22 protein-coding genes and 1 other annotated feature are annotated in these 19,971 nt (G+C 44.7%); of the genes, 12 read left to right on the top strand and 10 right to left on the bottom strand.

Features of this window, described 5'->3' with window-relative positions; genetic code table 11:
• Nucleotides 1–97: 97 nt before the first annotated feature.
• The 3 genes from ccpA (at nt 98) to motS (ending at nt 2,665) form a co-directional block, all read left to right on the top strand.
• Nucleotides 98–1,102: a catabolite control protein A gene (ccpA, locus tag ABDB98_RS13685; protein WP_438420406.1), complete on the top strand. Its 1,005-nt coding sequence runs from the start codon at nt 98–100 to the stop codon at nt 1,100–1,102.
• Between the two features lie 68 nt (nt 1,103–1,170).
• Nucleotides 1,171–1,986: a flagellar motor protein MotP gene (gene motP, locus ABDB98_RS13680; RefSeq protein ID WP_016938548.1), complete on the top strand. Its 816-nt coding sequence runs from the start codon at nt 1,171–1,173 to the stop codon at nt 1,984–1,986.
• Nucleotides 1,976–2,665, top strand: a complete 690-nt coding sequence (motS, locus tag ABDB98_RS13675) for a flagellar motor protein MotS (RefSeq protein ID WP_438420405.1) — start codon at nt 1,976–1,978, stop codon at nt 2,663–2,665. Before motP ends, motS begins: the two co-directional genes overlap by 11 nt.
• A gap of 12 nt (nt 2,666–2,677) precedes the next feature.
• On the opposite strand, the gene ABDB98_RS13670 is transcribed toward motS, so the two are convergent.
• From ABDB98_RS13670 to ABDB98_RS13660, 3 genes are read right to left on the bottom strand one after another with little or no spacing between them, the layout of a single operon-like run.
• The gene (locus ABDB98_RS13670) at nt 2,678–3,844 is read right to left on the bottom strand and encodes an acetoin utilization protein AcuC (RefSeq protein ID WP_016938550.1); all 1,167 of its coding nucleotides are present in this window, start codon (nt 3,842–3,844) and stop codon (nt 2,678–2,680) included.
• A complete protein-coding gene (locus ABDB98_RS13665; protein ID WP_438420404.1) occupies nt 3,841–4,485 on the bottom strand; it encodes an acetoin utilization AcuB family protein in 645 nt (214 codons plus the stop codon). Before ABDB98_RS13665 ends, ABDB98_RS13670 begins: the two co-directional genes overlap by 4 nt.
• Nucleotides 4,486–4,509: 24 nt before the next feature.
• Nucleotides 4,510–5,142, bottom strand: coding sequence for a GNAT family N-acetyltransferase (locus ABDB98_RS13660; RefSeq protein WP_060964537.1), 633 nt, complete (start codon nt 5,140–5,142; stop codon nt 4,510–4,512).
• A 158-nt stretch (nt 5,143–5,300) separates the two neighbouring features.
• On the opposite strand from ABDB98_RS13660, the gene acsA reads away from it, so the two are divergent.
• The 3 genes from acsA (at nt 5,301) to sr7p (ending at nt 8,868) form a co-directional block, all read left to right on the top strand.
• Nucleotides 5,301–7,019: an acetate--CoA ligase gene (acsA, locus tag ABDB98_RS13655; RefSeq protein WP_438420403.1), complete on the top strand. Its 1,719-nt coding sequence runs from the start codon at nt 5,301–5,303 to the stop codon at nt 7,017–7,019.
• Between the two features lie 55 nt (nt 7,020–7,074).
• Nucleotides 7,075–7,307 (top strand) — a binding site (T-box leader).
• A 50-nt stretch (nt 7,308–7,357) separates the two neighbouring features.
• A complete protein-coding gene (tyrS, locus tag ABDB98_RS13650; protein ID WP_438420402.1) occupies nt 7,358–8,623 on the top strand; it encodes a tyrosine--tRNA ligase in 1,266 nt (421 codons plus the stop codon).
• A 119-nt stretch (nt 8,624–8,742) separates the two neighbouring features.
• Entirely contained in the window at nt 8,743–8,868 is a 126-nt protein-coding gene (sr7p, locus tag ABDB98_RS13645; protein ID WP_016938555.1) for a small protein SR7P, read from the top strand.
• A 41-nt stretch (nt 8,869–8,909) separates the two neighbouring features.
• Here sr7p and ABDB98_RS13640 read toward each other — a convergent pair whose 3' ends face one another.
• The 3 genes from ABDB98_RS13640 to ABDB98_RS13630 all read right to left on the bottom strand — a co-directional run bounded on the left by ABDB98_RS13640 (nt 8,910) and on the right by ABDB98_RS13630 (nt 10,839).
• Nucleotides 8,910–9,233, bottom strand: coding sequence for an AzlD domain-containing protein (locus ABDB98_RS13640; RefSeq protein ID WP_016938556.1), 324 nt, complete (start codon nt 9,231–9,233; stop codon nt 8,910–8,912).
• Nucleotides 9,230–9,961, bottom strand: coding sequence for an AzlC family ABC transporter permease (locus ABDB98_RS13635; protein WP_438420401.1), 732 nt, complete (start codon nt 9,959–9,961; stop codon nt 9,230–9,232). Before ABDB98_RS13635 ends, ABDB98_RS13640 begins: the two co-directional genes overlap by 4 nt.
• A 71-nt stretch (nt 9,962–10,032) precedes the next feature.
• A complete protein-coding gene (locus ABDB98_RS13630) occupies nt 10,033–10,839 on the bottom strand; it encodes a TrmB family transcriptional regulator (protein ID WP_016938558.1) in 807 nt (268 codons plus the stop codon).
• A gap of 219 nt (nt 10,840–11,058) precedes the next feature.
• Here ABDB98_RS13630 and ABDB98_RS13625 point away from each other — a divergent pair, with 219 nt between their 5' ends.
• The 3 genes from ABDB98_RS13625 to ABDB98_RS13615 all read left to right on the top strand — a co-directional run bounded on the left by ABDB98_RS13625 (nt 11,059) and on the right by ABDB98_RS13615 (nt 13,390).
• On the top strand, nt 11,059–11,931 hold the full coding sequence (locus ABDB98_RS13625; protein ID WP_060964540.1) for a cation diffusion facilitator family transporter: 873 nt from the start codon (nt 11,059–11,061) through the stop codon (nt 11,929–11,931).
• Between the two features lie 160 nt (nt 11,932–12,091).
• Nucleotides 12,092–12,466 (top strand): CotG/ExsB N-terminal domain-containing protein, encoded by a 375-nt coding sequence (locus ABDB98_RS13620; RefSeq protein ID WP_438420399.1) that lies wholly within the window; start codon nt 12,092–12,094, stop codon nt 12,464–12,466.
• 168 nt (nt 12,467–12,634) lie between these two features.
• A complete protein-coding gene (locus ABDB98_RS13615) occupies nt 12,635–13,390 on the top strand; it encodes an SGNH/GDSL hydrolase family protein (protein WP_438420398.1) in 756 nt (251 codons plus the stop codon).
• A 15-nt stretch (nt 13,391–13,405) separates the two neighbouring features.
• Here ABDB98_RS13615 and ABDB98_RS13610 read toward each other — a convergent pair whose 3' ends face one another.
• On the bottom strand, nt 13,406–13,534 hold the full coding sequence (locus ABDB98_RS13610) for a hypothetical protein (RefSeq protein WP_438420397.1): 129 nt from the start codon (nt 13,532–13,534) through the stop codon (nt 13,406–13,408).
• 221 nt (nt 13,535–13,755) lie between these two features.
• Between ABDB98_RS13610 and ABDB98_RS13605 the strand changes: the two genes are divergently transcribed.
• A protein-coding gene (locus ABDB98_RS13605; RefSeq protein WP_438420396.1) for an IS3 family transposase occupies nt 13,756–14,906 on the top strand; the annotation gives its coding sequence in 2 pieces (ribosomal slippage) (nt 13,756–14,029 and nt 14,029–14,906; 1,152 coding nt in all).
• Between the two features lie 64 nt (nt 14,907–14,970).
• On the opposite strand, the gene ABDB98_RS13600 is transcribed toward ABDB98_RS13605, so the two are convergent.
• Nucleotides 14,971–15,480, bottom strand: a complete 510-nt coding sequence (locus tag ABDB98_RS13600; protein ID WP_060964543.1) for a type 1 glutamine amidotransferase domain-containing protein — start codon at nt 15,478–15,480, stop codon at nt 14,971–14,973.
• A 178-nt stretch (nt 15,481–15,658) separates the two neighbouring features.
• Nucleotides 15,659–15,886: a hypothetical protein gene (locus ABDB98_RS13595; protein ID WP_060964544.1), complete on the bottom strand. Its 228-nt coding sequence runs from the start codon at nt 15,884–15,886 to the stop codon at nt 15,659–15,661.
• Nucleotides 15,887–16,131: 245 nt separating this feature from the next.
• On the opposite strand from ABDB98_RS13595, the gene hmpA reads away from it, so the two are divergent.
• The gene (gene hmpA / locus ABDB98_RS13590; RefSeq protein WP_438420395.1) at nt 16,132–17,322 is read left to right on the top strand and encodes an NO-inducible flavohemoprotein; all 1,191 of its coding nucleotides are present in this window, start codon (nt 16,132–16,134) and stop codon (nt 17,320–17,322) included.
• A 569-nt stretch (nt 17,323–17,891) separates the two neighbouring features.
• On the opposite strand, the gene ABDB98_RS13585 is transcribed toward hmpA, so the two are convergent.
• Nucleotides 17,892–18,941, bottom strand: a complete 1,050-nt coding sequence (locus ABDB98_RS13585) for an amidase domain-containing protein (protein ID WP_438420394.1) — start codon at nt 18,939–18,941, stop codon at nt 17,892–17,894.
• Nucleotides 18,942–19,026: 85 nt separating this feature from the next.
• Between ABDB98_RS13585 and ABDB98_RS13580 the strand changes: the two genes are divergently transcribed.
• The gene (locus ABDB98_RS13580; RefSeq protein WP_438420393.1) at nt 19,027–19,527 is read left to right on the top strand and encodes a DUF4944 domain-containing protein; all 501 of its coding nucleotides are present in this window, start codon (nt 19,027–19,029) and stop codon (nt 19,525–19,527) included.
• Nucleotides 19,528–19,971: the final 444 nt, after the last annotated feature.

The following is a 19,971-nucleotide window of genomic DNA, read 5'->3' as shown; positions in this document are numbered from 1 at the left end:
CATAAACGACAGAATGCGAAAACGCACGACATTTCTTTACATAAAGTGTTTATGCTATAGATAAGGATAAGTGTATCCAGTAAAAGGAGTGGTTTCAGTGAGCAACATTACGATATACGACGTGGCCAGAGAAGCAAATGTCAGCATGGCGACTGTTTCCCGCGTCGTAAACGGCAATCCGAATGTAAAACCGACGACCAGAAAAAAAGTATTGGAAGCCATTGACCGGCTCGGCTACCGCCCGAACGCGGTGGCAAGAGGACTGGCAAGCAAAAAAACGACAACGGTCGGCGTCATCATCCCTGATATCTCAAGCATTTTCTACTCGGAACTTGCCCGGGGAATTGAAGATATCGCGACGATGTACAAATATAATATTATTTTAAGCAACTCGGACCAAAACCTCGAGAAGGAACTGCACCTGTTAAACACGATGCTCGGCAAACAAGTGGACGGTATCGTATTTATGGGCGGAAACATTACGGACGAGCATGTCGAAGAATTTAAGCGCTCTCCTGTGCCGATCGTATTGGCGGCATCAGTGGAAGAACAGGGTGAGACGCCTTCTGTCGCCATTGATTATGAACAGGCGATTTATGATGCCGTTAAGCTTTTCATTGAGAAAGGGCATCGCGACATCGCATTTGTCTCCGGACCGATGGCAGAGCCGATCAACGGCTCGAAAAAACTGCAAGGGTACAGACGGGCGCTTGAAGAAGCGGGCATCCCGTTTAATGAGCAGTTCGTAGCGGAAGGCGATTACACCTATGATTCCGGAATGGAGGCGCTTCAAAGCTTAATGGGCCTTGAGCGGAAGCCGACGGCAATCCTTTCTGCAACGGATGAAATGGCGCTCGGCATTATTCATGCGGCTCAGGATCAAGGTCTGTCGATTCCTGACGATCTTGATATTATCGGTTTTGACAATACGAGATTGAGCTTGATGGTCCGCCCTCAGCTTTCCACAGTCGTGCAGCCTACTTACGATATCGGAGCCGTGGCGATGAGGCTTTTGACAAAACTGATGAACAAAGAGCCGGTTGAAGAGCATATCGTTGAGCTGCCTCACCGCATCGAATTAAGACAATCAACAAAGTCATAAAAAAACGGAAAAGCAAGCTTCACTCTGAGGAGTGGAATCTTGCTTTTTTACTTGAGTAAGGAGAAGATATGAAACGTTTTGATTATCTGACACCCGTTGGATTTATGTTAGGATGTATTATTGTCGCAATCGGAATTCTCTCAGGAACGGGGCTTGCGGGAATCAGTTCATTTTTAGATCTGACTTCTTTTTTAATCGTCACAGGCGGCCTTGCCGCGGCGGTCTTTATCAGCTTTCCGCCTCGGGATTTAAAGAAAACCCCTTCTGTTTTAAAACAGGTATTTTCCCGTCAGGATGACAATGTGAAGGACCTTGTCAGAGTATTCGTCAGCCTTGCGGAGCAGGCGCGAAGACAGGGGCTGCTGTCTCTGGAGGACCGGGCGCGCGAGATTAAGGATCCGTTTTTGAAAAAAGGTCTATTGCTTGCGATTGACGGCTGGGACGAAGAAACGATCCGGCTGGTGATGGATTCTGAGATCGCCGCGATGGAAGAACGACACAGAAAAGGAAGACGCGTTTTTGAAAAAGCTGGTGATTTCGCGCCCGCCTGGGGAATGATCGGGACGCTTGTCGGACTCGTGCTCATGCTTAAAAATTTAAATGACCCGCATACCCTCGGGCCGAACATGGCTGTTGCGCTATTGACGACGCTGTACGGCGCGCTGCTTGCCAATCTCGTGTTTATCCCTATCGCGGCAAAGCTTGAAGAAAAAACGGAAAGTGAAATTTTCATCAAACAGGTTATGATCGAAGGGGTTGTCGGCATCCAATCGGGAAAAAATCCCCGCAACCTCGAAAGTCAGCTCGTCGTTTTCAGCTCAAGAGAAGACTGGCGTAAAGAGCAGCCTGCGAACAAGAAAAAGGGCGCTGTCCATGAAGCTTAGAAGAGAGCGTTTTGAAAGAAGAAACAAACCGGAACATTCCGGCGGTTCACCAAGATGGATGGTGACGTTCGCTGACTTGATCACGCTCATTCTTGTGTTCTTTATATTGCTTTTTTCCATGTCGCAAATAGACGCGGAAAAATTTCAATCAGCCGTTTCATCGATTCATACAAACGGCAGCGGAGGTGAACTGGCGTCATCAGACAAAGCAAATGAAAATAAAGAACAAGATTTGCTGCTGCAGAACGTGAAAACATACATAAAATCGCACCATTTGAGTTCCAAATTAACGGCGAAGCGCGATGAGCGCGGAGTGGTTCTTGTGCTGCAGGAGGCCGTTCTGTTTCAGACAGGAAAAGCGGATGTGCTGAAAAACGCCGAACCAGTCCTGCATCAGATCGCAGTGCTTTTGAAAACAATTCCGAATGACATTCAAGTGGAAGGCCATACGGACAGCCGCCGGATTTCCACCTATCAATTCCCGTCGAACTGGGAGCTGTCGTCTGCAAGAGCGGCGAGTGTGATCCGGTATTTTACCGCGAAAGAAGACTTTTCCGCCAAACGGTTTATTTCAGTCGGATACGCGGATACAAAACCTGTGAAGGACAACAAAAGCCCCGGTCATATGAATGAAAACCGCCGTGTGGAAATTGTCATAAAAAAAACGACCTCTTCGTAAGGGTCGTTTTTTTTATTTTGTTTTATACCGCTGTTCAGACCGGATGGCAAAAAGCGCTTTTTCCACGGTTTGGGCGTTTTTTTCTGATATTTCTTCTTTTCGGGGAATCGGAGGATATAATTGTTCAGGGTCACTCCAAAACGCGGGCAGGGTATAGGGCGAGTGTTTCTGCCATTTATGAATCCACTCCTGCGGTATGCGCTCCCCGGGATCAATCCCTTTCATCTCAAGCCATATACGGCTCCATGCTCTCGGAACCACTCGCCAAATATCGTATCCGCCTCCGCCGACCGCGATCCATCTGCCGCTGCAATGTTGATGGGCTAATGAGTGAGCAAGCCGGGGAATCTCCTGATAGATGGAGATGGTAGTGGACAGGTGTGTCAATGGGTCGTAATAATGGGCGTCCGCTCCGTTCTGTGTCAGGATTACATCCGGCTTAAAAAAAGCCGCGATTTCTGAAGCGGCCGTTTTGTAAGCGTGAAGAAAGGAATCGTCCTCTGTGAAAGCGTCCAGCGGAATGTTAAAAGAATAGCCGTAGCCTTGCCCGCTTCCTTTTTCCAGCACTTGTCCCGTCCCGGGAAATAAATAACGCCCGGTTTCGTGAAATGAAACTGTGCAGACATCTGACCTGTCGTAAAACGTAAATTGAACGCCGTCGCCGTGATGAGCGTCGGTATCAATGTATAACACCTTTGCCCCGTAGTTTTTCTGAATGTATTGGATGGCCACGGCGCTGTCATTATAAATACAAAAGCCCGATGCCCTGCCGCGGAAGCCGTGGTGAAGGCCCCCGCCTAAATTGCAGGCATGCCTCGCCTGTCCCGTCATGACATAATCTGCCGCTGTTAAAGTGCCGCCCACCAGAAGCGACGCGGCTTCATGCATGCCGGCAAAAACAGGGGTGTCTTCCGTTCCGAGCCCGTAGCTTTCTCCTTCTGCGGCAGGAAGCCGGCCCGCCCCCGCTAGTTCAACCGCCTGTATGTAATCCTCTGTATGAACGAGTGCCAGCTCTTCTTTAGAGGCCATGCGCGGAGCGGCGATATCTCCCTCTTCAAACGCGTCCGCCGCCTGAAGCAGCTCGTATGTCAAAAGCACGCGCTGCTGATTGAACGGGTGATCCTGGTGAAATTGATACGTCTGATAAGAAGGCGAGTAAACAAAAACGCTGTCTCTCATGACTGATCCCTCAATTGTTTCGGCCACAAGACATTGTACCCGGCTTCATGAACGCTGCGGATAAAAGGGAGCGGATTCATCGTCTTCACCCGGAAGACGAGTATATTTGTCCCGGCGGAATCATGGGGATAGACGAGCACGCTCAAGATTTGCAGCTGAAGATCGCGGCACATACAGCTGAGATCAGCAAGGCTTTTGGTCATATCCGTCACCAGAATTTCCACCTGTGATCCCGGCTGGGCTGCGCCTGTCAGGCTGACAAAGGTCCGGAGTACATCGGTTTTGGTTAAAATGCCCGTCAGCTTATGATTTACCGTAATCGGCAGACATCCGATGCCATGCTCATAGAAAGAAGCCGATATTTCCTCTACGAAATCAAGCGGATGGGCGCAGATGACATTCCGTTTCATAATGGTTTCCACTTTGTTTGTCAGAAACGCGACGCGGTCTTCTTGTTTAAAGCTGCCCGGGCCCGCCTGTTTAATGTCTCTGTCTGTGACGATGCCGGCAACGTGCAGTTCTTCGTCGATGACAGGGAGATGGCGGATATGATATGCCTTCATTTTATGTACGGCTGTTTCTATGGAGTCGTTTTTTGTGACGGTGATGACGTCCCGTTTCATGATTTGTTCTGCAATCATCTTTTTATCCCCTTTGTATGTCAGTCAATACATAAATCGCTGATAAAAACGAAGTCTGTCGAACTGTTCAATTGACGCCTGACTGACGTGCCTGCCGATGCGGGCCATCAGACAATTGGCCGGATGAGAGCTGATTTCCGGTTCATCCGTTGCAAACCAGACAAGACCTCCGGCATTCATCATCTTTTCCATGATCTTTCTGTACTCCCACACGTCTTTTTTCATCCCTTTTAAATCCCAATGCCAGTAATATTCTGTCGTCATGATGATGTACCGTTCCATCTGTTCATCCATCATGCTGACAGTCAGCAAAGTTTTTCCGACAGAACAGCCTCTGTAGCCGGGAGCGACCTCGATCGCCCCGAGTTCAAGGAGATCTTCCATATTTCCGTCAGACCACCGTTCAAGCGGATCAGGATATAAATACGTCACATAGCCGATAATCGTCTCTCCGTCCCTGGCGATGATGATCCGCCCTTCGGGAAGCCCGGCTATTTCGACTAACGCTTTGTGCTGTTCATGAGGAAGGCGAAAGGCTGTCAGGCCTTCATGAAACTCATACTGTGCTAAGTCCTCTGGAGGAACAGGCCCTTCTATCAAAAGAGGGCCTGCTGCTGTCTGAATAGATGAAGAATGGTACGTTTTATGATGTTTCACTGATTCACCGCCTGTCGGTTCTTAATAAAAACACATCTCCTTTAAGCATAACAAAATATAAAGCGTTTTCAATAGTACAGCAATTTATATTTTAAAAATTGAGAAAACTGTGAACATCTACTATAATTAGTCTATAGATAAGCAAAGGGGGATGTTGCATGAATTTGAAAACGTTGCCAGCGGAAAAGGGGAATTATCATCTGCAAAATTATGAGGAAACATACCGCAGCTTCGATTGGAAAGAAGTAGAGACGGAGTTTTCCTGGCATCAGACCGGAAAGCTGAATGCCGCGTACGAAGCGATTGACCGTCATGCCGAATCATTTCGCAAAAACAAAGTAGCGCTGTATTACAAGGACGCAAACCGGGAAGAAAAATACACGTTTAAAGAAATGATGGAGGAATCGAACCGGGCGGGAAATGTGCTGAGACGGTATGGAAACGTAGAAAAAGGGGACCGCGTTTTCATTTTCATGCCGCGTTCGCCGGAGCTTTATTTTATCATGCTCGGCGCAATTAAAATCGGTGCGATTGCCGGCCCTTTATTTGAAGCGTTTATGGAAGGCGCCGTCAAAGACCGCCTGTTGAACAGCCAGGCCAAGGTTGTCGTAACAACACCTGAACTGGCTGAACGGATTCCGGCGGACAGCCTGCCCGACCTGGAGCATATCTTCATTGTCGGCGGCAGCAAAGAAGCCGGAGATAAAATCATTCATTATGATAAAGCGGCTGAGGGAGAAAGCACGAGACTTGATATTGAATGGATGGACAGAAGAGACGGCTACCTGCTTCACTATACATCAGGATCAACAGGAACGCCTAAAGGCGTGCTTCATGTTCATGAAGCCATGATTCAGCAATACCAGACCGGCAAGTGGGTGCTTGATCTTAAAGAGGACGATATATATTGGTGCACGGCGGACCCGGGCTGGGTGACCGGGACGGTGTACGGGATTTTTGCGCCGTGGCTGAACGGAGCGGCGAATGTGATCGTCGGCGGCAGATTCAGTCCGGAAAACTGGTACGGCACGATTGAAAAGCTCGGTGTCAGCGTCTGGTACAGCGCTCCGACGGCTTTCAGAATGCTTATGGGCGCCGGAGATGAAATGGCGTCCAAATTTGATCTTACTTCACTTCGTCACGTCTTGAGTGTCGGAGAACCTTTAAACCCGGAGGTCATTAAGTGGGGACATAAAGTATTCGGCAAGCGCATCCACGATACGTGGTGGATGACGGAAACAGGCGGGCAGCTTATCTGCAATTATCCGTGCATGGAGATCAAGCCGGGTTCAATGGGGAAACCGATTCCGGGAGTGGAAGCGGCGATCGTTGACAATCAAGGGAATGAGCTTCCGCCGTACCGAATGGGGAACCTCGCCATTAAAAAGGGCTGGCCGTCCATGATGGATTCCATTTGGAATAACAAAGAAAAATATGAATCTTATTTCATGCCGGGCGGCTGGTATGTTTCCGGAGATTCAGCTTATATGGATGAAGACGGTTATTTTTGGTTCCAAGGCAGAGTCGATGATGTCATCATGACATCCGGCGAGCGCGTCGGCCCGTTTGAAGTCGAAAGCAAACTTGTGGAACATCCGGCGATTGCCGAAGCCGGTGTTATCGGAAAGCCGGACCCTGTCCGGGGAGAAATTATTAAAGCATTTATCGCGCTTAGAGAAGGGCATGAGCCATCCGATCAGCTGAAGGAGGACATTCGCCTTTTTGTAAAACAAGGGCTGGCCGCCCATGCCGCACCGCGGGAAATTGAATTCAAAGATAAACTTCCAAAAACACGGAGCGGAAAAATCATGAGACGTGTGCTGAAGGCGTGGGAGCTGGACCTGCCGGCAGGCGACCTGTCCACAATGGAAGATTAAAGAGACGGCGTTGACATGACATCTTATTTATGTTAAAAATGAGTAAGCTTCATACGAAAAGGTTTTGATTGAGACAAGTAGGATATCTGATTGTTCCAGAGAGCTGATGGCCGGTGAAAATCAGCACATAGGATATGCCGAATACACTCATGAACCGCTTTTGCGAACAAAGCCCTTCCAAGGCTTTCAGTAGTGGAAGAACGGACACGGTCCGTTATCAAAAAGAGTGATAAAAGCTTTTTTATGCTTTTATTAGTAGGGTGGTACCGCGATTATATCGTCCCTTCGTTTTAAACGAAGGGGCGTTTTTTATTTCCATAAACAAAGGAGCAGACAAAATGACTAATTTATTAGAAGATTTATCATTCCGCGGCTTAATCCAGCAAATGACGGATGAAGAAGGACTGAATAAACAGCTGAACGAAGAAAAAATCCGTTTATACTCAGGGTTCGACCCGACGGCGGACAGCCTGCACATCGGTCACCTTCTGCCGATATTGACACTGCGCCGTTTCCAGCTTGCAGGCCACCATCCGATTGCGCTTGTAGGCGGAGCGACGGGGCTGATCGGCGATCCGAGCGGTAAAAAAGCGGAGCGTACGTTAAATACTCAGGATATCGTTGTCGAATGGTCGCAAAAAATTAAAAATCAGCTTTCCCGATTTTTAGATTTCGATGCAGGAGAAAACCCAGCCGTCATAGCGAACAACTTTGACTGGATCGGAAAAATGAGCATCATTGATTTTCTCCGCGACGTCGGAAAGAACTTCGGAATCAACTACATGCTTGCGAAAGATACTGTAAGCTCAAGAATTGAAACCGGAATTTCTTACACGGAATTCAGCTACATGATCCTGCAATCCTACGATTTTCTGAATCTGTACAGAGAAAAGAACTGCAAACTCCAAATCGGAGGCAGTGACCAGTGGGGCAACATTACGGCAGGTCTTGAACTGATCAGAAAATCGGAGGAAGAAGGGGCGAAAGCGTTCGGTCTTACCATTCCGCTCGTCACAAAAGCTGACGGCACGAAATTCGGCAAAACAGAAGGTGGCGCGATTTGGCTTGATAAAGAAAAAACATCGCCGTATGAATTCTACCAATTCTGGATCAATACAGATGACCGTGATGTCGTCAAATATTTAAAATACTTTACTTTCTTATCAAAAGAGGAAATTGAAGCTTATGCTGAAAAAGCAGAAACGGCTCCAGAGAAAAGGGAAGCGCAGAAACGCCTTGCTGAAGAAGTGACTGTACTTGTACACGGCCGTGAAGCGTTTGAGCAGGCCGTTCATATTTCTCAGGCGCTGTTCAGCGGCAATATTAAAGAGCTTTCCGCTCAAGACGTCAAGGTAGGTTTTAAGGACGTGCCTTCACTTGAAAAAGACCGCTCTGAAGAACTGTCTTTAGTAGACGTGCTTGTGGAATCTAAGTTGTCGCCTTCAAAACGGCAGGCCCGCGAAGACATTCAAAACGGGGCTGTTTACATTAACGGAGAGCGCCAGACGGAGATCGGTCATCTGCTGACGGCGGAAGACCGCATCGAAGATCAATTTACCGTACTGCGCCGCGGAAAGAAAAAATACTTCTTGATCACATACTGAAAATAAAGAGCAGTCCGGCCGCTCAATGCGGCAGGCTGCTTTTTTATGTTTTACGAATACTGCACCGGGAAATGAGTACAGTACGTAGTATAAGAAAAACAGGGAAGGGGCGCTGCGCCGTGAATTTCATGTTTACCATTGCGAAAGAAAGATTGCAGCGGGATCATTGGGAACAGCAGCAAAGTATGAACGCCGAAGTCAAAGCCGAAGAAACTGAGGCGGAAGAAGAAAATCCGACCTCATAAAACAAAAGCCTCCATCCCTTGGGAATGGAGGCTTTTGTTTGTCACCATATCAGTCTGACGGCGGCCATCAGCACGACGCCTGTAATGACCGTGATGGATAAGCTTTTCGTCCGCATCGCGCAAAGCAATGTCGGGATGAGGACGATCATTGCTTTCCAATCAAAGGTCAAAGTGCTGTTTGTTTTTACGATCATGCTTTCCGTTACCAAGGCGGTCAAAATGCAAAGCGGAATAAAGGAGAGCCACTTTAAAGCCAATTCCGGCATCTGAATGTTCCGGACAAATATAAACGGAACAATGCGCGGCACAAGCGTAACAATCATGCAGCCGAGTATAATCCAGATCATTTGCGTGCTGATGCTCATTTGTCCGTCACCACCCCGATTGTTGCCACAATTACGGTTGAGACGATGACCGCGATGTGTGACGGGACGAAATACGATAACAAGATCATAAAAATGATCATATAGAGAATAAGGGAGAGGCTGTGTTTCAGCTTTTCCGACGCGGACGACTGCAATTGCAGCACCAAAAGCGCCGCAAACATAGCGGGCAAAGCAAAGTCCAGACCGAGAGCGTAAGGATCAGATATCCATTGTCCGAGAAGCCCGCCCATCACACAAGAAATAACCCAGCACGCATAGGCGGTTATATTGAGGCCGTTCATCCACTTATCGTACAGCCTGCCGTTCTGAACCGCCTTGTTCACCGCTACTCCGAAAGATTCGTCAGTAAGCAAAGCACCGAAGCCGATATTTTTCACCAAAGAGTATTTTGTGAAATAAGGCGCGATGGTCAGGCTCAGGAGCAGGTGCCGCAGATTGACGATGAACGTCGTTAAAATAATGGCAGAAATCGGACTCCCGGAAACAAGGAGTGAGCAAATAATAAATTGGGCGGCGCCGGCATAGACCAGCAAGGATAACAAACAAATTTCAAGAATACTGAGGTGTGAAGCAACGCCAACAATGCCAAAAGCAAAACCGACACTCATATAGCCCAGCAGTGTAGGCACACAATCCCGCACCCCCTGTAAAAACGTATCGTTCATTTCCCGGGAAACGGCTGTTTTTTGCACTTCTGTGTTAATCATTTTTATACTCCTTCCTTAGAGATTATAATGATAACGACTAATGAAAAAATCAAAGAAAATACGGTTCACATTTAAATGAACCGATTTCCGGTGACGACATGAAATAAAGAATGGTTTTGTTTCATCAGACCTTCAACTTTTTCAGCTCCGACTTCTTTCACAAGCTCCGCAAACATCAGGTCATGCCTCATATATTCCATGGCCACGAGAACGAGAGCGGGATCTTCTGTTTTAATGGCCCAGGCATTCGTCTGCGGGGAAAAATTGGCGATTAAGACTTCTTTATTATCCCGTGCTGCTATCGTTAATCTTCCGCCCATGCGTTTTTCCGCCACTTCAGGAGACATATTATGATGTGTCGTATTTCCGAGCTTTACTTCCGGAGGGCCGAACACAATCGAAAAGACGGGCAATTTTTCGGCGGCGCGTTTGTTAACGGCCTCTTGAATAAAGGGAATCTGCTGTTCCCAGACAGACAGCCACAACTCTTCCTCGGCTTTTTCAATCATATCCTTCAATTCATTGATGACATGATCATTTGTGCTGATGCGGCGGATGACATTCATCTCCTGCTCGCTTTCAAGCGCCAATAATTTCTCTTCAAGATAGCCGAAGGAGCTCTCGAAGTCATGCCGCAGCCGGTCGATTAATTCCTTTCCGGCCAGCGGGGCATATGTAACCGGATCAGACGGCACAATATGGACAGCGCCTTTATCAACTAATTTCCCCAATACTTCATAGATCATTGAGCGGGGAACGCCTGACCTTTTACTGATTTCATACCCGGTAACAGGCGAGTGTTTCAATAAGCCGATATATGCTTTGCATTCGTATTGAGAAAATCCGAATTTCTGCAGTTCTTTCAGAACATCCTCCATAAACATCCTCCATAGTGGTTATTCATGAAACTACTATAATGTAAGCGGTTGTATGTTGTCAATGGGACTTGAGTGCTGAAAGAACAATTCGCCTGTGTTTCCGCTTTCCAACTTATTTTGGGGCGAGTTACTTGTATGGCTCTTGTGAAAAACGTTGCCGTAGACCCACACGGATGCCGTTTGGTACGATAAATTCAAGAAGTCAAAAAGAGGAGGATCATGGTGGAAAACACCTCTAAAATCGCTTTTTTATCAGTGATAAGCAATTCTCTGGTCGTCATGCTCAAAATAGCGGTAGGCATGGTAACCGGGTCTGTCGCAATACTTTCCGAAGCCATTCATTCTTTTTTAGATCTGATCGCCGCCTTCATCGCTTTTATTTCCGTCAGGATTTCAAAAAAGCCGGCTGATACAGGGCATCCGTACGGCCACGGAAAGGTCGAGAATCTGTCCGGAACGATCGAAACAATGCTGATTTTTGCGGCGGGGATTTGGATGATATATGAATGTGTTCAAAAACTGGTAAACCCGGAGCCTGTTCATCTGCCGGTATTGGGAATCGTTGTGATGCTTGCGGGAGCTCTCATTAATTTGATCGTCTCGAAATTAGTAAAAAGAGAAGCTGTAAAGGTTAATTCCGTGGCAATGAAATCAAATGCCCTGCACTTACTGACTGACGTGTACACCTCATTAGGCGTAGCGGCAAGCCTTTTGGTCGTTACATTAACGAAGTGGTACATACTTGATCCGATCATAGGTATGGTGCTGGCGGTGTATATCATATATGAAGCGTTTAAGTTAATGAAAGAAGCATTTCCGCCGCTGATTGACACCCGTTTGTCAGCAGAGGAAGAAAAAACAATTTTAAAGATTATCGAAACATTCCATCACGAATTTATTGAAATTCACGATTTTCGCACAAGGCGGTCCGGCCCGCAGGAGTATATTGATTTTCACATGGTCGTGGCGTCTCACGTGACGATTAAAGATGTGCATGACTTGTGTGACCGCATTGAAAGGGATATTACGGATGAATTTAAACAAGCACAGGTGATGATTCATGCCGAGCCGGAGAGTGAAAGGAAGAAATAAATGAGTTCTTGTATTTTGCGTTTTAACCAGAAAGGCCCGTTTATACGGGTCTTTTTGTTATGTAAATGACTATTTCTATCACGGATTGAGAGAGAAGCTTATACAAGAGAGGCGTTCATTTCATACGTTATGGTGTAAAGAAAAAGGGAGGTGAATACGATTGAACGCTATTTCTGTTAAAGAGATTGAACATGGAGTCGCCGTTGCTCATAGAGAAGGTTTAGGGGAGTATTTGCACCAAGAACCGGTTTCTGGAAAAAGCAAGCGCCGTTCACGCAGCAAAAAACGGACACGTCGGACACATCGTTCACGCAGCCAAAAACGGACGCACCGGACACACCGTTCACGCAGTAAAAAACGGACGCACCGGACACACCGTTCGCGCAGCCAAAAACGGACGCACCGGACACACCGTTCGCGCAGTAAAAAACGGACGCACCGGACACACCGTTCGCGCAGCAAAAAACGGACGCACCGCACAAGACGGTCCCAAAAGAAACGCCGCTCTTCCCGCAAACGCTGTTTTAAATGCTGACTGTAGAAACGATGATAGATGATCTGCTATAATGGCAATAAAGGGGCTGGATAAAAACTCCAGTATCACCTGCGGACACTGAACTGACAACATGACGCTGTTTGTTCGTGTCCGTTTTTGATTTTTGAACAACATGCCGAAGGATAAAACAGGAAGGGATGACGCCGAATGAAGCTGAATGAGGAAATGTATCAAGACCCTGAAGGAAAAACAATCTATTCGCAGGATATCAGCAGCAAGCTTTTGCATATCACGGACAGCGGGCATATCAGCGTTGACTTCATCAGCATAAGCAGGCTGCGGAAGGCTTCGAAAATCGCGATCTTAGGTGACAGCGTCGCCCGGGGGCTGCGTGCGAAATACAGCTTTGGTGACATTCTGAAAGACCGGACAAACGCCGAAATCACCAATCTGTCTGTCAGCGGCGTCAATATGAGCAACAACGGAAACGATAACATTTATCAGCAATCACTTAAAACGTCGGGACAAGATGTCATTATTGTGCAGGGAACAGATGATGATTGGTGCGGCCACATCCCCATCGGCACAGATGAAAAAGATATCACTTCATTTTACGGAGGTTTCTGCCAAGTCATTCAGCAGCTCCGCAGCAGAAATAAAGGCGCGAGCATCATTGCAGTGACCCCGACGAAACAAGCGAAAATGTCAAACGGAAAAATCGTCCGCCGTGATACTGATAAAAATAAACTGGGTTTGAAGCTGGCTGACTATGTGAAAGCCCAGAAAGAAGCCTGTACCCTGCTTTCTGTACCGTATGCCGACCTATTTGATACAGATCTCATCGACCCGTATAATCCCGCTTTCCGTAAAATGTGCATGTCAGAAGGCCTTCATCCGAACGAGACAGGGCATCAAATCATCTTTCAGGAAATCTGCCGAAATTTTTATTATTATTACGGATGAAACAAAACTGAAAGGTTATTTTCGGCTTTTCTCTTCTAAAAGCTCAATCATTCTTTGAGATGCACACCGTTGCGCTCTTAAAAGCGAGACGATATTTCCGGTAAAACCGATTAAAATGATAAGCAGAAAAATGATTATCCACATAAGCGAACCTCCCATCGAGTGTTGAAAAACCCACTCTTTATTTTACTTATTATGGATGAGGAAGAGAATAGGTCTAACTATTGGTGTTTCTTTATAAATCCATAAAAAAATGCACAGACTGAAACGGGGGACTGACCCCATAATATGAGACAAACAAAAAACACCTTCAAGTTTGAAAACGGATCGTTGTTATCCGAAATTAGACTTGGAGGTGTTTTTCTATGAGGACAAGAGTGAGTTATCCGGTTGAAGTCAAACAGAAAGCTGTAGAAATGAGATTGGCGGGCGTGCCTGTGAAGGAGATCATGCAGGAATTGAATATAAAGAATAAGACGCAGGTGCAGACATGGGTCAGGTGGTATAAAGCTGGGGATACACATCGATTCGAACAACCTGTCGGAAAGCAATATTCTTATGGGAAAGGTCCAGAGTATTCTTCCGAATTAGAGAAACTGCAGGCAGAAAATTGTTATCTGAGACAACAGAATGAAGTGTTAAAAAAGTACAACGAATTGGAAAGGAAGCTGATAGCGAAACGCCAGTCGAGCTTGTAGAAGCATTGCGCGGCACAATGACCATAAAGGATATCTGTATTCATTTAGGTATCTCACGAGCATCTTATTATCGTTGGAAGAAGAATCTGATGAAAGATAACCCTAAATACCATTTAGAAAAACAAATCGGCACGTTGTGCCGAGAACACAAGTATCGATATGGCTATCGGAAAATCACAGCCATATTAAAAAAGGAAATGCGTATGAATCATAAAACAGTTCAGCGCATTATGCAGAAGAATCAGTGGCAATGCCGGGTTAAGGTGAAAAAGCGCAAGAAGAATGGGCAGCCATATGCCGTGGCCGAGAATATATTGGATCGAAACTTTCAGTCTGATCGCCCTCTGGAAAAGCTAGTAACGGATATCACATATTTGCCTTATGGGCAGAAACAATTGTATCTTTCCAGTATATTGGATTTATACAATGGAGAAGTGATTGCTTTTACGATTGGCGATAGACAGGACACAGACTTTGTCTTACACACACTTGATCAGCTGCCTGCACTGCCAGAGAACTGCGTGTTACATAGTGACCAAGGTTCTGTTTATACATCTTATGAGTATCAGAAAGCTGTTAAAACAAAAGGCATTACCATGAGCATGTCCCGCAAAGGGACGCCCGCTGATAATGCCTCCATCGAATCGTTTCATTCCTCACTAAAGTCTGAAACGTTCTACCTCGACAGGTTGGAAAGCACTACGACGACCATCGTAGAACAAACTGTCGAAACCTATATACACTATTATAACAACATTCGTATTCAAACGAAACTAAACAACCAGCCGCCGGTCACATACCGACAGCTGGCTGCTTAAAGGTGTTTTGATCCCTGTCTCAAAAACGGGGGTCAGTCCCACGGGTCTGTGCATTTTTATTCGCTTATTTCAGCAGATTCAATGATTCGCGATTAAAGGCTTCCAAATCGTCAGGTGTTCTGCTTGTTACGATGTTATGGCTGACAACGACTTCTTCATCTTTATAATTGGCGCCGGCATTGATTAAGTCTTTGCGGATGCTGCGGTATCCCGTGATATCTTTCCCTTTCAGAAGGTCGGTATCAATCAGCAGCTGCGGGCCGTGGCAGATCGCAAAAACGGGTTTCTGATTTTCCACGAATGCTTTAGTAAATTCACCCGGGCGATCATCTCCGCGAAGCAGATCCGGTGAAAAGCCTCCAGGGATTAATAACGCATCGAATTCCTTGGCGTCTGCGTCTGAAATCGCTTGATCGATCTTAACTTTCTCACCGTGCTTGCCCGTCACTTCTTTCCCTGCTTCCAAATCTATTGTCACCACGCTGTGGCCTGCTTCTTTAAATGCTTCTGCCGGGCTTGTATATTCAATATCCTCGAATTGGTCTGTTATCAGAACTGCGATTTTTTTGCTCATCATCATGCCTCCTGTGTAGTTTGTATATGACAAGGATATCAGGCAGATCGCTCTCTCTCAACGTATTTGCTTGAAGATAAGCATAAAAAAGACCCCTCTGAAAAAGAGGAGCCAAAAGGTACGGAGGCCTGCTGAAACTTGCGTGTTTAACCTGAGATAAGGCAAGAAATCGAACCGATTACTTTTTGTGTCTTTTTTTATGCTTTTTACATCCGCATTTCCCGGGATCGCCCGGATCAATAACCTCATGAATTGTTTCTTCCTGATATACGTGGCGGGGAACATAACGGATATGCTCTCTTTTAATGTGTTTGATGGGATGGACGTAAACCACTTCTTTGTCAGTATACGTGTCAGTCACAATATACTTAGGGTCACAGTAATATACTTTCGATTTTTTACCCATTCATCTCACCTCCCGTACTTTATTAAATGCTGACAAGGGGGATTTTGCATCGGACAAGTACACCACGGCAAGTCCACATTTTTGGAGTTTGCAATAAGAGCGGATAGTATCTGTATGGTTTTTCCTGAATTCGCTTCAAATTGGGATGGTTAGCGCTTTTTAATCAGGGAAATTTATAAAAAAGAATTCAACATAATTCTTTTCTCAGTTCAACGAGATGCTGACATCTTTGGAGGGATTTCTGAATGCTCGATGAAAAAACAATTGAAATCGTTAAAAGCACAGTGCCGGTCTTGGAAGAGCACGGTGAAGAAATCACAGGACGATTTTATGACCTGCTGTTTCAGCATCACCCTGAGCTGCTGAATGTCTTTAATCAGACGAATCAAAAGAAAAAAACCCAGCGTACAGCTTTGTCGAATGCTGTGATCGCGGCCGCCGCCAATATTGACCGCTTGGAAAACATCGTTTCCGTCGTTAAACAAATCAGCCAAAAACACCGGAGTATCGGAGTTAAGCCCGAGCATTATCCAATCGTTGGCAAGTACTTGTTAATCGCGATAAAGGATGTGTTAAAAGACGGAGCTTCCCCTGAGGTCATTCAGGCATGGGAAAAAGCATACAGCGTCATTGCAGACGCATTTATCGGTATTGAGAAGGAAATGTATGAACAAGCGGAAACACAAAAAGGCGGCTGGAAAGACTATAAGGCGTTTAAAATTGATAAAAAAGTAAAAGAAAGCAAAGAGATCATGTCTTTTTATTTAAAACCGGAAGACGGACAAGTTCTCCCCGAATTCAAAGCGGGACAATATATCAGTGTAAAAGTATACATTCCGGACACGGGTTATACACATATCCGCCAGTACAGCTTGTCCGATGTGTCCGGTAAAGATTATTACCGGATTTCCGTTAAAAAAGAAGGGGTTGTTTCCTCTTATCTGCATGACCAATTATATGAAAAAGATTCAATTGAAATCAGCGCTCCGGCCGGTGACTTCGTATTAGATCCTGCTTCCGAAAAGAATCTCGTTCTCATCAGTGCCGGTGTCGGAATTACCCCGATGATCAGCATGTTAAAGACGGTTGCCAAAACCCAGCCGCAGCGAAATGTTCTCTTTATCCATGCGGCAAGGAGCGGAGAGTATCATGCGCTGCGGCATGAAGCTGAAGAAGCCGCGGAACACTCATCCGTTGACACCGTCTTTATTTACAGCGACCCGTCCGAACAAGACCGCTCAGAAAACATTCATTTTCGGGAAGGCCGGATTGACAAACAGCTGTTAGAAGAAGTGATGACAGAAAAAGATGCTGATTTTTATCTATGCGGATCACCATCATTCATTAAGGCAATGAAACAGCTGATTTCCGAATTCAATGCACCGCCGGAATCGATTCACTATGAATTATTCGAACCGCAGCTGAGTATGGTGTGATTGAAGAAGGAAGGTCGAGGATTTTAATGTATGAAGCACCCGGATTGGGTGCTTTTTTTATTCTCTTGCAAGGAAGGTTCCGCTGCCCACATACAGGGAAACAAAGATACAAATCAGGGTAAGGTCACCCGCATTAAAGGGGATGGAGGTGAATTGTCTTATTGAATATAAGTCCAAGACGGAAAGCCTGTTGGCGCTGAGGAGGAAATAGCGTGAAAATAGGGAGCGTCTTATCAGCAGAAAAAAAGCCATGTGCAGTATGCAATAGAAGAAATAGGGAAAGCAGGATGAGTCCCTGCTTTCTCTATTTCCTCGTGATTCCGTAATATAAAATCACTATCTCGCCAATGGCAAGTACTATACGAACGATAATTAATTTGGATTGCAACATACTATACGTTAAATCTCACTCAAACAGACTGGATTGAAAGCACCAAAAAGAATATTTGTACACAGAATATTCCTCTTTCTACATCATAATAGATAGTATTCAATAACTCATCTCTAATTTGTTTTTTAGAAAAAAAGAACCAGTCACACTTCAGCAACTAGTTCAATTTTTGTTAGGATTAGAATTTGATAACTCTATATTTATAATACTTTGGTTTCCAGTCTAACTCTAAATGTGCATACAAGTGTGCACTTGAATGTGCAGAGTATCTTGGATATCCTTTATATACATCATAGATAACTGCTGTATGCTTCCACTTTTTTGATGACTTAGAATACATTTGAATAACGTCACCTGTTTTCACATATTTGGAAACAGCCTTGGGGCTCGTTAAATTGTAGACTTTGTGTTTTTTAGTTCCTGCCCAATATGAATAGAAATCTGAAACCACAGTCCACGAAGTTGAATACGTTCTAGCTGAGCTTTTAGGTACTGATTGATTGTACCAACCTTTAGTTGTTTTATGGTGACCCCGATTAAAACTGAACCCTGTGGTATTCATAGGCATACCACCAGCTAAAACTACCTGTGAAGCATAGTTGGTACAATCTCCTCCACCACTACTTTCCCCATAGTATCCATATTTACTCGTCTTCTTATTCCAATTATTAACCATATATTTTTTGGCCGCTGATCTATTATAGCTAGAGCTTAAGAGTGAAACCAAAAATGAATTGGAGTTGGTACTCGCAATGTAGTCAATAGGAATTTGTTCTGATTCCTCTTTGATTTCTTCAACTTTTTCTTCAGCTTGCTTGTCTTTTTTTATATTCTCTTGTTGTACTTGTTTAACAGTTTCATTTTCCACTTTTTTAGAAAGGTCAAAGTTTTCAAGATCTACTTCACCATTCTCATCCTTTTTTTCTTCCTTGGCAGCGTATTTAGCCAATTCCTCTAAGTAAGTATCAGAGTAGACTTCCATTAAAGAAAAATTGTAGCCTGATTTTGTTATTTCATCAGCTTTTTCATTAATTCTTTGAAGAAAATTAATGTAATCCTGAGAATTAATGTTATAATTCAAATGTTGTGATTTTAAGTACTTTTGTACTTCAGTTTCCCCTTGTTTAACTGTTAAATTCTCATTTGTGGCTTCAACTGCTTGAGCATTATTAAGAAAAGTAAAACTCAAAACTGATGTTACTAAAAGACTCATTGCAACTTTTTTCATTTGTTTCTCCCTTTTTGTATTTATGGTACTATTATATAGTAATTACTTTTAAAGGGAAAATCAATACAGTTTTTGGAGGTTGTTTATGAAGAACGAGTATAAAAGGCCCGTTTTATTTACAGTTTCTGCTTTGGTGATCATTTTCCTAGTGTTTTTTTCATTAAAAATCTATAACCATTACAATCTCGAATATCCTAACTGGGAAGGTAAAAGTAAGGATCATAACTGGGAGGTGGTCTTTAAAAAGAATGAAGATGCTCCAAAGGAGTTCAGTGGGGAGATCCTTTGGATTGGCGATAAAGATAAAACTGATAAAACTTATATAGAATCCATAACAATAATGAAAGATAATAAAACACTTCTTGATTCTTCAGATTTTAACAGCGATATCCCTATGAAAGATTATTCAGGTGGTACCTCTAGCGACGGATCAGCTAAAGAAAAATCATTTTCATTTTTAGAACGCTTAGAAGAATCTGATCTAAAAAGATCTAAGATAACGGTTCAAGTGAAATGGAAACAAGATAACCAATCATTCAGTACGGAAAAGTTCGTTCTTTCAAAGAAAACTATATTTAATCACTAAATTTATTGAGTTTATTCTAACCAGTTCTTAATCTGAACTGGGAGAAGATTTAATTAAATAAGTCCAAGACGGAAAGCCTGCGGACACTGATCATTGTACAGATTTACTGTGCTCTGATTGGTGCCCGTTTTTTGTTTCCCGAAAGCGGCAAAGAAATGCTTATATAAATGCATAGGTTTCAATCTGAGGGCATTTCCCAAAAGGCGGGGAAATGGGGGTGGCAAAGGATGAAACGTGCCGGGATCGGCGATGTGATAAGAGAAGAATATAAATGCCCTTGTGGAAGTGGGCAAGTAGTTTACGAAAAAAGAAAATATTCCCAGTTCCAGAAGTATCGAGATTGATTGTTACTGTAAGCAATGTAATGAAAAATACGATTTCGGTAGAGGAACGGCAACATTAAAAAATATCGGGAGGGCTTTTTTATGTTCTCTGTAAACTGCG

Source organism: Bacillus siamensis, assembly GCF_051628075.1.
Classification (GTDB): domain Bacteria; phylum Bacillota; class Bacilli; order Bacillales; family Bacillaceae; genus Bacillus; species Bacillus siamensis.
This window is presented reverse-complemented; position numbering and strand designations above follow the sequence as displayed.

Coding starts and splice junctions, on each gene's coding strand:
- motP (WP_016938548.1), top strand. CDS start 1,171: ATGAAACGTTTTGATTATCTGACACCCGTTGGATTTATGTTAGGATGT.
- motS (WP_438420405.1), top strand. CDS start 1,976: ATGAAGCTTAGAAGAGAGCGTTTTGAAAGAAGAAACAAACCGGAACAT.
- ABDB98_RS13670 (WP_016938550.1), bottom strand. CDS start 3,844: ATGAGAGACAGCGTTTTTGTTTACTCGCCTTCTTATCAGACGTATCAA.
- ABDB98_RS13665 (WP_438420404.1), bottom strand. CDS start 4,485: ATGATTGCAGAACAAATCATGAAACGGGACGTCATCACCGTCACAAAA.
- acsA (WP_438420403.1), top strand. CDS start 5,301: ATGAATTTGAAAACGTTGCCAGCGGAAAAGGGGAATTATCATCTGCAA.
- tyrS (WP_438420402.1), top strand. CDS start 7,358: ATGACTAATTTATTAGAAGATTTATCATTCCGCGGCTTAATCCAGCAA.
- ABDB98_RS13640 (WP_016938556.1), bottom strand. CDS start 9,233: ATGAGCATCAGCACGCAAATGATCTGGATTATACTCGGCTGCATGATT.
- ABDB98_RS13635 (WP_438420401.1), bottom strand. CDS start 9,961: ATGATTAACACAGAAGTGCAAAAAACAGCCGTTTCCCGGGAAATGAAC.
- ABDB98_RS13630 (WP_016938558.1), bottom strand. CDS start 10,839: ATGGAGGATGTTCTGAAAGAACTGCAGAAATTCGGATTTTCTCAATAC.
- ABDB98_RS13625 (WP_060964540.1), top strand. CDS start 11,059: ATGGTGGAAAACACCTCTAAAATCGCTTTTTTATCAGTGATAAGCAAT.
- ABDB98_RS13615 (WP_438420398.1), top strand. CDS start 12,635: ATGAAGCTGAATGAGGAAATGTATCAAGACCCTGAAGGAAAAACAATC.
- ABDB98_RS13610 (WP_438420397.1), bottom strand. CDS start 13,534: ATGTGGATAATCATTTTTCTGCTTATCATTTTAATCGGTTTTACCGGA.
- ABDB98_RS13600 (WP_060964543.1), bottom strand. CDS start 15,480: ATGAGCAAAAAAATCGCAGTTCTGATAACAGACCAATTCGAGGATATT.
- ABDB98_RS13595 (WP_060964544.1), bottom strand. CDS start 15,886: ATGGGTAAAAAATCGAAAGTATATTACTGTGACCCTAAGTATATTGTG.
- hmpA (WP_438420395.1), top strand. CDS start 16,132: ATGCTCGATGAAAAAACAATTGAAATCGTTAAAAGCACAGTGCCGGTC.
- ABDB98_RS13585 (WP_438420394.1), bottom strand. CDS start 18,941: ATGAAAAAAGTTGCAATGAGTCTTTTAGTAACATCAGTTTTGAGTTTT.
- ABDB98_RS13580 (WP_438420393.1), top strand. CDS start 19,027: ATGAAGAACGAGTATAAAAGGCCCGTTTTATTTACAGTTTCTGCTTTG.